Source organism: Capnocytophaga canis (assembly GCF_043187445.1).
Classification (GTDB): domain Bacteria; phylum Bacteroidota; class Bacteroidia; order Flavobacteriales; family Flavobacteriaceae; genus Capnocytophaga; species Capnocytophaga canis.
This window is the reverse complement of sequence record NZ_CP171121.1, coordinates 1,761,391-1,775,618: the sequence shown is the minus strand read 5'-3', so window position 1 is coordinate 1,775,618 and position 14,228 is coordinate 1,761,391. Positions and strand designations below refer to the sequence as shown.

The window sequence follows — 14,228 nt, the reverse complement described above, 5'->3', positions numbered from 1 at the left end:
AATTACATTAAAATATAACTATACGATGAAGGATTTATTTGAGAGAATTAAAGACAATAAAGGAAATATTGGGCGTTGGGCTTCTCACGCCGAGGGGTACTACGTATTCCCAAAATTAGAGGGTGAACTGGGTCCAAGAATGAAATTTCAGGGTAAAGAAATCCTGAATTGGAGTATTAATGATTATTTAGGTTTGGCGAATCATCCTGAAATTCGTAAGGTAGATGCTGAGGCAGCGGCCGAATATGGAGCTGCATATCCAATGGGAGCGAGAATGATGAGTGGACATACTTCGATGCACGAGGAGTTAGAGCGTCAATTAGCAGAATTCACACAGAAAGAAGCTGCTTATTTACTCAATTTTGGGTATCAAGGTATGGTTTCTATTATTGATGCTCTTGTAACTAAAAATGACGTAATCGTGTACGATGTTGATTCTCACGGATGTATTATAGATGGAGTGCGATTGCATTTTGGAAAGCGATTTACCTACAAACACAACGATGAACAAAGTTTCTTGAAAAACATTGAACGAGCAAAGAAAATTGCGGACACTACAGGAGGGGGTATTTTAGTTATCACCGAAGGTGTATTTGGAATGCGCGGGCAACAAGGAATTTTGAAAGAAATTTTGGCTCACAAAGAAAAATATGGTTTCCGTATTTTAGTAGATGATGCTCACGGATTTGGCACACTTGGAAAAACGGGAGCTGGAGCTGGTGAGGAACAAGGCGTTCAAGATAAAATTGATTTATATTTCTCAACTTTTGCTAAGTCAATGGCTGGAATTGGAGCATTTGTATCTGGAGATCAACAGATTATCGATTATTTGAAGTACAACCTACGTTCACAGATGTTTGCCAAAGCCTTGCCGATGATTTTCGTGAAGGGGTCATTAAAACGCTTAGAGATGCTACGAACCATGCCTGAGTTAAAGCAAAAACTTTGGGAAAATGTGAATGCATTACAAAATGGTTTGAAAGCTAGAGGATTCAATATTGGAGATACGAATACTTGTGTTACACCCGTATTCCTAGAGGGCAGTATTCCAGAGGCAATGGCAATGGTCAATGATTTGCGTGAAAACTACCGTATTTTCCTTTCCATTGTGGTATATCCAGTGATTCCGAAAGGAATGATTTTGTTACGTATGATTCCAACCGCATCACATACCATGAAAGATATTGAAGAAACATTAGAAGCTTTTTCGGCTATTCGTGAAAAATTGCAAAGCGGTCAATATCGTAAACAAAATGCAGAACTAGCCGAACAAATGGGACATATGTAATTTCTTCCGATAGTAAACTTTTACTACATATAATTCATTTCTCGGATTTTGAGTTGTCAATATTCTCAAAAATTCACGAGAGTATTTATTTATACAGCGAACTGTTTAATACGAATTTCTATATGGGACGAATTTAGTTCGTCCCAACATTTTTAAATGCTTGTAATCATTCCTACATATAACGAAATTGAAAATATTGAAGCTATCATTAAGGCAGTTTTTGACCAATCGGAAAAATTTCATATTCTGATTGTAGATGATAATTCTCCCGACGGAACAAGTCAAAAGGTTCGTGAACTTCAACAAATATTCTCAGAAAGACTTTTTTTGGAGGTTAGAACAGAGAAAAAAGGCTTAGGAACAGCCTATATTCATGGATTCAAATGGGCTTTGAGGCGTAATTATGACTATATTTTTGAAATGGATGCTGATTTTTCACATAATCCCGCCGATTTATTGCGATTATATACAGAATGTACCCAAAATGGGAGTGATGTTGCTATAGGCTCACGCTATGTGAAGGGAGTCAATGTGGTGAATTGGCCTCTTTCGAGGATTTTGTTATCTTACGGGGCATCCTTATATGTGAAAATTATCACTGGAATGAAAATTCATGACCCAACTGCAGGGTTTGTTTGCTATTCCCGAAAGGTAATAGAATCTATTGACTTGGATGGAATCGAATTTGTAGGCTATGCATTTCAAATTGAAATGAAATATAAAACTTACATTAAAAAATTTAAAATTTCTGAAGTTCCGATTATTTTTACTGATCGTGTGAGAGGAAAATCTAAAATGAATGGAAATATTATCAAGGAAGCTATTTGGGGAGTTATAGCTATGAAATTACGAAATATTTTCTAACTTTGCAGAGAGACTAAAATTATTGAAGTGATAATAGCGTTTATTCGAAATAGAATCAGGAGTTTATACTATGTTTTTGTAGGCATGTGGCGATTAATCCGTAAGGAATCTCCCATAATTGTGCATGTTACTATTACGCTGTTTCTTACTTTTTTAGGGTTTTATGTAGGCATTACACCTTCCGAATGGATTGTACAAATCATCGGTTGCGGTTTGGTGCTAACGGTTGAGAGTCTAAATACAGCTATTGAGGAAATTTGTAACTTCATTCATCCTGATTACCATAAAAAAATAGGTGATATTAAGGACATTGCAGCGGGAGCAGTGGGTTTTATGGTTGGTTCAGTAACTATCGTTTTGGCAATTATTTACTTTCCTTATTTCTTCTAAAAAAACATTAGAATACTCTATAAAGTATTCTATATCAGCAAAACACCCTGTGCATTTACTACAAACTATTCTTAAAATTCGGCAAAAATCTGAAAAATAAAGGTTTGTCTTAAAAGTTTATTTCGGTAATACAAAGATTTTTGAACTTATAAATTACTTTGTAGAACAGCAATTTTCTGTGAGATTCATCCCGTCTTTCATAGGATTAGGAACTTTAAACCTATCTACGCTTTGGAAATCATATTCTTCTTATGCTATATAAACTAGGTAAGATGCCATTTCTTTTATCGAAACTATATTTTTTATACACTTTTAACTTCTCTCACAGCTGTTTAAGTTATTAAAAATAGTTAATTTTTATATTTTATTCCATATTCATTTTGTAATTACACTTAACACATACAAACTTAACAAACTGAATATCAAAATATTAATTAAACAAAAAAAATGAGGTGATATTTTTAATTACTTTTTAAAATAATTAGATATATCACAATATAAGATGAACAAAAATTGATATTTATCATTTTATTAAATAAAAAAATAAACATTCATCAATAAAATACCTTTTTCACAGATTTAATTCACTATTTAGCTCTTTTTTTATGAATTTTTATTGTCAAATTTGTTTTTTACATAAAAAAAATAAACCTTTGCATCACTAACGTAAAAGAAATATAGATATGAAGCAAAAATTAATTTGGACGATGTCGTTGTTTTTCTTCGCTTTGCAATTCACATTTGCACAAGAAAAAACAATTACCGGTACAGTAAAGGATGAGTCAGGTCACCCTTTGTTAGGAGTAACTGTTACAGTGAAAGGTACCACTAAAGGAGTCGCAACTGATTTTGATGGGAATTATTCAATCAAAGCGAAAGTAGGAGATATTCTTCACTTCATTGGGTTGGGATTAAGATCGGTGGATAAATCAGTTCAAGCATCAACAACTAAAATCGATGTTGTGATGGAAGAAGAAGTAGAGCAATTGGAAGAGGTAGTGGTTACGGCTTATGGTACACAAAACAAATCTTCCATTGCAGGTTCTGTTCAAACCATTAAGGCTGAACAACTTTCTAAGGTTCAATCCGCAAATGTGATGCAGTCTTTGGCGGGTAAAGCAGCAGGTGTTCAAATTAAAAATACATCTGGGCAACCAGGAGCAGGTTCTGAAGTTCGTTTTAGAGGAATTGGTTCTATATCAGCGTCTAATAGTCCACTTTACGTGGTTGATGGGATTCCTTTTCACGGTGATATAGCTTCGATATCAGCACAGGATATTGAATCTATTACGTTTTTAAAGGACGCTTCAGCTAACGCTTTGTACGGAAGTAGAGGTGCTAATGGGGTGATTGTGGTAACAACTAAAAAAGGTAGTGGAAACAAAGTAAGAGTTACCTATGAAACAAAAGTAGGTGTAAACACTCGTGCTGTACCTGATTATGATGTAATTACAGATCCGAGAGAATATTATCAATTAGAATTCCAACGAAGAAAATTAGGATCTTGGGTTAAGAATAATAGTTTGACAGAAGTACAAGCAGCACAAAATGCGGCAACTTCTTTGGTGCCAAGTATAGGATATAACATATTTAATGTTCCTAATAATCAGGTTATTGACCCAGCAACAGGCTTGGTAAATCCCAATGCACAAATCCTTTATCAAGATGATTGGTATAAAGCATTGTTCGGAACGGGGTTCAAAACGGAACATTTTGTAAACTTAACCAGAGGAGGTGAAAAAACAAATACCTACCTTTCTTTGGGCTATTTAAATGAAGATGGATATGTATTGAATTCTGGTTTTGATAGAGTGGCTGTAAGAACGAATGTAGATTACAAGCTGACGGACAATATTAAAGTTGGGACAAATTTGAATTATGCTTATACATTCCAAAAAAGTCCACAAGAGGGTAAAAATTCAACAACTTTTTCTAATTTATTTTCTTGGACAAGGAATGCAGCACCAATATTCCCTATATATGCAAGAGATAGATATGGTAATATGAGATATGATGCCAAAGGAAATATTATTTATGATTTTGGTAAAGGACAAACTCAAAATTTTGATGGAAGTGCAACCAAAAGAGTTTATATTGAGAATATGAACCCATATGCAACTACTTTGAAAAACACTCAAACCAATGAAAGACATTCATTAGGGGCAAGAGCTTTTGCATCAATTGACTTTTTAAAAGATTTTAATTTCACATACAACATAGCATATGATTTATTTGCTGATAATAGATTGCGTTATGGTTGGGAAGTAGGTGGTGATTCGGCACCTTATGGAGGTTCGATCACGAATGGAGTTCGTTTTCAATCAACTTTGACAAATCAACAGTTGCTATCTTGGAAGAAAGAATTTGGAGCACATAGCATAGACCTTATGGTAGGACACGAAAGTTCTGATTTTCAATCAAAAATGTTAGCAGGAAATAAAACGAATGTAGTAGTTTCCGACAAGGTATTTATCTCAAATGCTACTAAATTTGGTTCTTTGAATGGATATAATGATACTTACCAAACGGAAGGATATTTATCAAAATTGAATTATGGCTATGCAGATAAGTATTTCGTAAATGCAAGTTACAGAAGAGACGCTTCAAGTGTATTTCATCCTGATAACAGATGGGGAGATTTCTATGGCTTTGGAGTAGCTTGGAACGTGACTAAAGAAAGTTTTTTTCCACATAGCAACACACTAAACAACTTGAAACTTAAAGCAAGTTATGGAGAGCAAGGAAATGATAATATTCTTTATCCGGACTATGTATCCTTTGATCATAGAACGCATTTTTCGTTCCGAAGAAACTATAAACCTTATTTAACTCAATATGACATAACTCCTGATGCAGAAGGAAATGCTTCTGTGCGTGAGGCGTATTTAGGTAACAAAGATTTACGTTGGGAAGTGTCTAAAAACTTTAATGTAGGTTTTGAAACTAAGCTATTTAATAGAGTTAATCTTGAAGCTGAGTATTTTGTAAGAAAAGTTTCTGATATGTTGTACAACGAACCTCAGCAACCATCATCAGGAAATCCTACTATTTCCAGAAACATAGGAGATATGGAGAATCGAGGTTTTGAGGTGTCATTAGACGTAGATGTGATAAAAACACAAAATAGCAATTTGAATCTTTGGGCAAATGCAACCCATTATAAAAATAAAATAACAAGACTACCTGCTCCATTTACAGATGGTTATTATCGCTATGTGGAAGGAAAAAGTGCTTACACTTACTACGTTAGAGAATTTGTAGGAGTAGATGAAGCTGATGGTACAGGCTTGTGGAATAAAGGAGATGTTGATACTAACGGAATTGCGACAGGCGAGAAGACAACTGTGAAAGTTCACTCACAAGCAACTCAATATCTTTCTGACAAAACGGCTCACCCCGATCTTTATGGAGGTTTTGGTCTTAGTTTTAGTTACAAAAATTGGTCTTTCTCCACAGGATTTGCCTACCAAATAGGGGGATATATATATGATTCTGTGTATAATGGACTATTTGTACAGAATGAAGGATTTGGAAATAGCGGACATAACTTCCATAAAGATGCTTACAAAACGTGGAATTTTAATAATAGAAATGCCCAATTCCCAAGGATGACAACAGCTGATAGTCAACAATTTGGTGTTTCAGATTTATTTTTAACAAAAGCAGATTATTTGAGTTGGGAAGATATAAGTTTATCTTATAAATTGGCTATAAAAGAGATACAGTCTATTGGTTTAGAAAGTGTTACTTTGACTGCAACAGGAAGTAACTTATGGGTTTGGTCAAAAAGACAAGGTCTAGACCCACGAATGGTATCTTTAGGAACTGGGAATACTACCAATATATATAGTTTGTACAGAACCATTTCTTTCGGACTTACAGCTAAATTTTAATAAATTTTATAAAAAAATAAGTATATGAGAAAAATAGCATTTACATATATAAGCGTTGCATTATTAGCTTTAAGTTCTTGTTCTAAGGACTTTATGGATAAAGAACCAGAATCCTACATCTCAGATGAGCAAGTTGGAAGTTCTGCAGTTGCAGGAGCAGGTTTGTTGAAAGGAGTCTATGCGGGATTACGTTCTTATGGGATAGCAGGTTATGGAGGACACGAAGACTATGGACATAAATCAATGTTGTCCATATCTGACCTACTAGGAAATGATGTTGTTATGAACTCTCTTTCCTGGAACGGGTTTTATTACAATTACACAGGGCGTGTAACCACTCACTCTCGTTCTCATCTTCCTTGGTTTACATATTACATTCAAATTAAAAATGTGAATTCTATCATTAATAGTGTAGATGTAGCAACAGCTTCTACGGAAGTGAAATATAATCGTGCACAGGCTCTTGCTCTAAGAGGGTATTTTCATCTAATGTTAGCTCGTTTTTATGCTCCTACATATTTAGGAAATGAATCAGTTCATTGCATACCGATCAATACGGGAGAAGTCTCCAAAGTGAGAAATACAAATCAAGAGGTGTATGCTCAAATAGTTGCAGATTTAGAGGAAGCTGTTACTGAATTAAGTGGCTTTCAAAGAACATCAAAAGAACTTGTTAATCAAAGTGTTGCTCAGGCTTTTTTAGCTGAAACATACCTTGAGATGGGAAGATATGCTGATGCGGCTGACATGGCTAATAAGGCAAGGCAAGGGTATCAACTACTTTCGGAAGCTGAATGGAAAAATGGTTTCTACGACATCAATCAAAAAGAGACGATGTGGGGAGCTGATTTGAATTCTGAATTAACAACTTTTGTTGCTAACTTCTTCTCTCATTTTGATAACACAAACAGTGGATACTCCGAAGGAGGTAATATTGCAATTGACAAACGATTGTATGAATCTATCCCTAATACAGATTACAGAAAGACAGTTTTTGTTTCTGAAAAAGGAGGTGAATTTGATGGAGTTGAATATCCCGCATATACAAGTCTCAAATTTAGAGATTTAACCCCGAACAGAACTGAAGGAGATTATATTTATCTTCGTTCTTCCTTGATGTATTACATTGAAGCAGAGGGCCTTGCGAGAAGTGGCGATGAAGAAAAAGCAAAAGATGTTTTATTTGAAATTACTTCAAACAGGGATTCAGGGTACATACGTTCTACTAAAACAGGTGTTGATTTAATAGATGAAATTGTTTTACAAAAACGTATCGAAATGTGGGGAGAGGGCTATGCTTTCTTTGATTTAAAACGCTTAAACAAAGGGGTTGAAAGAAATTATACAGATTCTAATCATGGAAGTTTTGGTAAATTTAATATTCCTGCTAATGACGCGAAACTGTTAATTCAATTACCACAAAGGGAAATGGAATCTACTCCTACGATGGCTCCAAATAATCCTTAATCACAAAAAACAAGGCTACTCTTAGGGGTAGCCTTGTTTTTTTATTATACATAAAGATTGTTTGATAGAAATCTGTTATTTCTAGATTTTTTAAAAAAAATATTTGTACCTTCGCAATCTTGAAACAGATAATACAAAAAATATAGAAATCAATATGTTTACAGATAAAGTTTTTAAAAAATACGACCTAATTACAGGATGGATTACATTTTCTATCTCGTTGATAGTATATGGGTTAACTGTTGAGCCAACTGTTAGTTTTTGGGATTGTGGGGAGTATATTTCCACTGCTGCGAAATTACAGGTAGGGCATCCACCTGGAGCACCCTTTTTCCAGATGATGGGGGCTTTCTTCGCTTTCTTCGCTCCTAATGCAGATAGTGTGGCTTTGTTTGTGAACTATATGTCTGTTTTTTCCAGTGCATTTACTATATTGTTTTTATATTTTATTATCACTAACCTCACTAGGAAAATTGTTACTAAGAACGGAGAGGCTATATCCACAGCTCAGGGAATTGCAATTTTAGGAAGTGGTTTTGTTGGAGCATTGGCCTATACTTTTTCTGACAGTTTTTGGTACAATGCTGTGGAGGCTGAAGTGTATGCTATGGCGATGCTTTTTATGGCAGCTATGTTTTGGTTAGGGATCAAATGGACAGATAACCTTCATAGTGAACGTGGTGATAAATGGCTGATTTTGATTTCATTTGTGATTGGCTTGTCTTTTGGAGTACATTTCATGGCTTTACTTACCATTCCTGCTATCGGGATGTTGTATTTCTTTAATAGTAACTTTAAAAAAACGTTCAAAAACTTCGTGATTGCCAATGTGGTTTCAATTGCTGTTTTGTTGTTAATTTTCAAATTAATACTTCCTTACACCTTGGCTTATTTTGGATATTTAGAAGTATTTTTTGTCAACTCATTTGGTCTGCCTTTTAACTCCGGAACAATCATCGCAGGATTGTCGATAGCTTTAGCATTTTTCTTAGTACTACGCTATACTTATAAACACAAAAAGGTGTATTTGCAAACCATTACGTTATGTATTTTGTTTGTGTTGATTGGATTTTCATCGTGGTTAATGATCCCGATTCGTGCCAATGCGGATGTGGTAATTAATGAAAATAGCCCTACCGATGCTCGTTTGTTATTAGCTTACTACAGATTGGAACAATATCCTAAAACCCACCTATTTTATGGGCCTATGTATTCTGACAAATACGCTGATTTGGATGAAGAAAATCCATATGAAGACGGACAACCAAAATATGAAAGAGATTACGTGAAAAATGAGTATGTGATTGTAAACGACTATAAAAACACCGTGCAATCCCCTAACTCTAAACACGTTGGGCTTCTGCCTCGTATGTGGCATCCATCACATGCCGACAACTACATGCAAATCACTAACTATTTAAAATTCAACATAAAACCTGAATATTTTTCGCATAAAGAATTATATCAAGCAGTGGATAAATTCAAAAAAGATGTGGAGAGAGGTAGAATCAGTACAGCAGAATATGACCGTTTTTTGACTCGTTTTCGAGAATATTTAGATATCGAAAAGCCTAGCTTTACTGATAATATGTACTATATGTTGAGCTATCAAATGGGATATATGTACTGGCGTTACTTTATGTGGAATTTTGTTGGACGTCAGGATGATATCCAAGGTAAGCAAGATAACCATGGACGTTGGCTCAGTGGTATTAAATTTATCGATGAAATACGTTTAGGCTCACAGGATAACTTGCCTTCCGATGTGCTGAATAACAAAGCACGAAACACCTATTTTTTCCTACCATTAATTCTGGGACTTGTGGGACTATGGTTTATGTATACCCGTAGTGAGCGAAAAACATGGGTAATATTCGTATTATTTATGTTTACTGGATTAGCACTGAAGGTGTATCTTAACGAAAAACCTTTCGAACCGCGAGAGCGTGACTATGCGTTAGTAGGTTCCTTTTTCGCTTTCGCAATATGGATTGGAGTAGGTGTGTATGCTTTATTTGATATGATTAGAAGACATGTAAACCCTAAATTATCAGCACCTTTGGTAATAGTTCTAACCTTCTTATCGGTACCAACATTGATGGCGTACCAAAATTGGGACGACCATGATCGCTCTGGAAAATACTCAGCACAAGCAATAGCTCACGCTTATTTAGATTCAATCCAAGAAGATGTAGGGGCAATGATTTTTACCATTGGAGATATTGATACTTTCTTGTTGTGGTATGCACAAGAAATAGAAGGTTATCGCACCGATGTTCGTACCATCAACACTAGTCTCTTACAAACGGACTGGTACATCGACCAGATGAAACGCAAGGCTTACGAAAGTGATGCTATTCCATCTCAATTAGTTCACAGTCAGTATGCTCACGGAATAAACGAGGTTGTACACCACATTCCACGAACTGAAAATATTTGGAACATTAAGGATTTTATGAATTGGATAACGAGTGAAGACCCTAAAACCAAGCAAGAACTTACCAATGGAAGAACAATAAAATATTACCCAACAAATAAAATTCGTATTCCTGTTAACAAAGAAAATGTTCTGAAAAGCGGTTTAGTAAAACCTGAAGATGCGGATTTAATTGTAGATTATATTGATCTCACTTTACCTCCATATTTGGATAAAGCTCGCTTGGTAAAATTGGATATTTTAGCAAATAACGATTGGAAACGTCCAATTTATTTCACAGGTGGAAGTTCTGAAGATCAGGAATATATATGGTTGAAGGATTATTTGCAATTAGATGGTTTTGTGTACAAACTAGTGCCAATAAAAACAGCAATCGATAAAGAAAATCCGTACGATATCGGGCGTATTGACACTGAATTGATGTATGACATTGTCATGAAATGGAAATGGGGTAATATGGGAAGTTCAGAAATATATCATGATATTGAAACTCGCCGAAATAGTAATGTTTTCCGTGGACATTTAGCACGTTTGATTGAAAAACTAATTGAACAAGATAAAATCGAAAAGGCAAAAAATGTACTGGATTTAGTTATGAAAAACCTACCTATGGAATATTATGATAATTATTTTTATTTAAATCCTTATATAACAAGTTATTACAAAGTAGGTGAAGCTGAAAAAGGGCGTGCATTAGCAGAAAAAGTAGTGAAAAAATATCAAGAAGAATTGACTTACTATTTAAATCTGTCCGCCAATGAATTGTATGAAAATTATGCAAATGTCGACAGAACAATTCGTTTGTATATGATTCTTCTAGTTGAGATGGAGGAAGTTGACCCTACGTTCTACAAAGAGCAACAAGCCTTACTTCGTCAACTGATAGCTCCGCTTCTCAGCGAAGAAGAGTTGGAAGAATATGATCATATTCAAATGGAAATTCCTGAAGAACAGCAAGTAACTGAACAAAAAGAAACTGAAGGGGAACGATAAGCTACCTAAGTCTTTCTAAAGGGTATCGGATTGCCTTTTTATTTGTGGTTTCCTAAATCGACACGTTAAGTGAAACTAATAACATATTGTACATCAGTTAATACCCTATATCTACCACAAGCAATCCCAAAACTCGGTAAAAGAAGCTGAAAATCAGTTTTTAATATCGGCAATGTGGTGAATTAAGACTAAAAAACAGCCTAATTTTTGTCCATTATACCAATTTTTGTGATTTATTGCATTTAATATACTTTTATTTCGCGTACCTTTGCTCCAAAGTTAAATGTTTATACTTCATTGTCTTATGTGGTTATTTGACAAAGAAATAACATTTTTTTGAAGGGAGAAAGTTTTTTTACTTTCTCTCTTTTTTCTTTGGGCTAGCCCAAAGAAAAAAGAGAGAAAAACGATTCCAAAAAATTGCACTTACCAATGGAATTTAAGAATAACCTTGGCTATCCTTTCTCTTTCTTCATCGGTCATATTGGAGCCTGATGGTAAGCAAAGTCCGTTATCGAAAAGGGTTTCGGATACTTTTCCACCGTAGTAAGGGGCATCGGCAAAGATGGGTTGTAAGTGCATCGGCTTCCACAACGGACGCGACTCGATATTTTCCTCTAAAAACTTCAAACGCAAGTCTTCACGATGGAATCCTGCTTTGTCCTCATCAATGACAATCGCCGAAAGCCAATGGTTGGAATAAAAATCCGAAGACGGCTCCGTAAACAAAGTTACGCCTTCTATATCTTTGAAAAGCTCTTTGTAAAAATCGTGATTGGCTCTTCTTTGGGCAATCCTTTCCTCCAAAACTTCCATTTGCCCTCGACCGATTCCCGCCGAAATATTACTCATTCTATAGTTGTACCCAATATGCGAATGCTGATAGTGCGGAGCATTATCCCTTGCCTGAGTGGAAAGAAATACAGCTTGGTCTTTCTGTTCCTGCGTTTTGCACACCAAAGCACCTCCGCCCGAAGTGGTTATGATTTTATTTCCATTGAAACTCAAAATAGACATTTCTCCAAACGAACCGCATTTTTGCCCTTTATAAGTACTTCCAAGTGCCTCTGCTGCATCTTCCACTACTGGAATTTCGTACTTTTTGGCAATGCTTAAAATCTCGTCCAATTTTGCTGGCATTCCATAGAGATGCACCACGATAATCGCTTTGGGCTTTTTCCCTTTGGCAACGCGGTCTTGAATAGCCTCTTCCAAAGCCTGTGGACACATATTCCAAGTCTCGGGTTCGCTATCGATGAATACGGGTGTTGCCCCTTGATAGGCAATAGGATTTGCCGATGCCGAGAAAGTCATACTTTGGCAAATCACCTCATCTCCTGCCTTTACTCCAAGAATAATCAATGCCAAATGTAAAGCAACCGTACCTGCCGAGAGAGCAGCAATCTTAGTATTTTCTCCAATAAATTTCTCTAAATCTAGCTCAAAATTATTGACATTCGGCCCTAGAGGTGCTACCCAATTTTCATCAAAAGCCTCGTGTATGTATTTGAGTTCATTACCTCCCATATGCGGAGAGGAAAGCCATATTTTTGTGTTCATCTTATTTTGTTTTTCGCAATTTTGCACTATTGTAGCGTGTTTTAATTCAAAAAAATAAAAAATCAACTCCTATTTTAATACATTAAACCAAAATTCCACAAAGGAATGGTATTTAAAAATCCGTGTTCTATATCATCTTTTACCAAAAAACTATTTTGTAAGTTTTGTAGTTGTTTTGAGCCTTTGTTTTTTCCTCCTATTTCAAAACTCATTGTTTCATCTACCATAAAATCAACAGAAGATGAGCTTGTTAAACTATGATTTAATTTCAACTGATTGAAGAAAAATGTCTCCCTAACATTTCCTATTTCTTGACTTTCTTTAGCCAAATTATAATTCAAATTGGTATTTTCCAAATAAATCTTATCCACTTTTCCTAATGCTCTAATACCTTGAGTAGGCGTTCTTAACTGTGTGATGAGCCCTGCTTCTTCTAAAAAAAGTAAATAATCGGCTACATTATTGCGGCTCGCTCCTATCATTTCTGCAATTTTACTCATATTGGGTTTAAAAGGTACACTTTGAGCCACAATCATCAGTAAATGTTTTAATTTTCTTCCCGTAGAAACATTCATATCTGCATAAAGAGGAATATCCACTTCCAAAGTCTGATTGATAACTTGATGGAGTTTGATACTAAAATCTTCCTCTCTTGCAAAAGGATAATAGCCATTTTTTAAATACTGTGCAAACAAAAGTAAAGGCTTTATCTCTTTCGGAAATGTTACTTGATGAGCCAAAATTTGCTCCAAAGTATATTGGGGAAGTTCGATTTGATGAAACAGGTTCAAGTATTCACGAAAAGAAAGTCCTTGCATCGTATAAAGCACTGCTCTACGGCTTAAATCTGCACTTCCTTTTTTAATATCAAGAACAGACGACCCTGTAAAAACAATTTTCAAATCAAGGTAATAATCATAAATCAGTTTAAGCTCTTTCGCCCACTGAGGATATTTATGAATTTCATCTATAAACAAATGTTTTCCTCCAAATTTTACAAAAACATCTGCCAAATCAATCAATTTATTGGAACCAAAATAAAAATCTTCTGCTGTTACATAAAGTGTTTTATTAGTATCTAACTCATTTTTAATATATTGCAATACCAAAGTGGTTTTTCCTACCCCTCTTGCTCCCACAATACCAATCAAACGATTTTCCCAATTCATCTTTTGGTAAAGATAACGGGTAAATCTTGTATCCATATTGGATATCAAATGATTGGAATATTGAAATAAACTTTCCATACTTGATTTTTGTTGCAAAGATAAGTGTTTTGCACTATGATAGTGCAATTTTTGATGATTTTTGCACTATAGCAGTGCATTTATAAAAA

The 14,228-nt window shown here is 35.0% G+C and carries 8 protein-coding genes; 6 read left to right on the top strand and 2 right to left on the bottom strand.

The window, feature by feature from the left end; translation table 11 throughout:
* The first annotated feature begins 25 nt into the window (after positions 1-25).
* The 6 genes from ACF3OB_RS07530 to ACF3OB_RS07505 all read left to right on the top strand — a co-directional run bounded on the left by ACF3OB_RS07530 (position 26) and on the right by ACF3OB_RS07505 (position 11,332).
* Positions 26-1,288, top strand: coding sequence for an aminotransferase class I/II-fold pyridoxal phosphate-dependent enzyme (locus ACF3OB_RS07530; protein WP_042007676.1), 1,263 nt, complete (start codon positions 26-28; stop codon positions 1,286-1,288).
* Positions 1,289-1,444: 156 nt separating this feature from the next.
* Positions 1,445-2,152: a polyprenol monophosphomannose synthase gene (locus tag ACF3OB_RS07525; protein WP_095893568.1), complete on the top strand. Its 708-nt coding sequence runs from the start codon at positions 1,445-1,447 to the stop codon at positions 2,150-2,152.
* Between the two features lie 30 nt (positions 2,153-2,182).
* Positions 2,183-2,542: a diacylglycerol kinase gene (locus ACF3OB_RS07520; protein ID WP_369800750.1), complete on the top strand. Its 360-nt coding sequence runs from the start codon at positions 2,183-2,185 to the stop codon at positions 2,540-2,542.
* Positions 2,543-3,225: 683 nt separating this feature from the next.
* Positions 3,226-6,435 (top strand): SusC/RagA family TonB-linked outer membrane protein, encoded by a 3,210-nt coding sequence (locus tag ACF3OB_RS07515; RefSeq protein ID WP_392447307.1) that lies wholly within the window; start codon positions 3,226-3,228, stop codon positions 6,433-6,435.
* Positions 6,436-6,459: 24 nt separating this feature from the next.
* Entirely contained in the window at positions 6,460-7,902 is a 1,443-nt protein-coding gene (locus ACF3OB_RS07510) for a RagB/SusD family nutrient uptake outer membrane protein (protein WP_042343864.1), read from the top strand.
* A 154-nt stretch (positions 7,903-8,056) separates the two neighbouring features.
* Positions 8,057-11,332, top strand: a complete 3,276-nt coding sequence (locus ACF3OB_RS07505; RefSeq protein WP_119652775.1) for a DUF2723 domain-containing protein — start codon at positions 8,057-8,059, stop codon at positions 11,330-11,332.
* A 426-nt stretch (positions 11,333-11,758) separates the two neighbouring features.
* Here the strand turns inward: ACF3OB_RS07505 and ACF3OB_RS07500 are convergent, their stop codons facing one another.
* Positions 11,759-12,892 (bottom strand): DegT/DnrJ/EryC1/StrS family aminotransferase, encoded by a 1,134-nt coding sequence (locus ACF3OB_RS07500; RefSeq protein ID WP_392447305.1) that lies wholly within the window; start codon positions 12,890-12,892, stop codon positions 11,759-11,761.
* 74 nt (positions 12,893-12,966) lie between these two features.
* Positions 12,967-14,139 carry an ATP-binding protein gene (locus ACF3OB_RS07495; RefSeq protein ID WP_392447302.1) on the bottom strand — a complete coding sequence of 391 codons (1,173 nt, stop codon included), beginning with the start codon at positions 14,137-14,139 and terminating at the stop codon, positions 12,967-12,969.
* Positions 14,140-14,228 lie beyond the last annotated feature (89 nt).

Coding starts and splice junctions, on each gene's coding strand:
- ACF3OB_RS07530 (WP_042007676.1), top strand. CDS start 26: ATGAAGGATTTATTTGAGAGAATTAAAGACAATAAAGGAAATATTGGG.
- ACF3OB_RS07525 (WP_095893568.1), top strand. CDS start 1,445: ATGCTTGTAATCATTCCTACATATAACGAAATTGAAAATATTGAAGCT.
- ACF3OB_RS07515 (WP_392447307.1), top strand. CDS start 3,226: ATGAAGCAAAAATTAATTTGGACGATGTCGTTGTTTTTCTTCGCTTTG.
- ACF3OB_RS07510 (WP_042343864.1), top strand. CDS start 6,460: ATGAGAAAAATAGCATTTACATATATAAGCGTTGCATTATTAGCTTTA.
- ACF3OB_RS07505 (WP_119652775.1), top strand. CDS start 8,057: ATGTTTACAGATAAAGTTTTTAAAAAATACGACCTAATTACAGGATGG.
- ACF3OB_RS07500 (WP_392447305.1), bottom strand. CDS start 12,892: ATGAACACAAAAATATGGCTTTCCTCTCCGCATATGGGAGGTAATGAA.
- ACF3OB_RS07495 (WP_392447302.1), bottom strand. CDS start 14,139: ATGGAAAGTTTATTTCAATATTCCAATCATTTGATATCCAATATGGAT.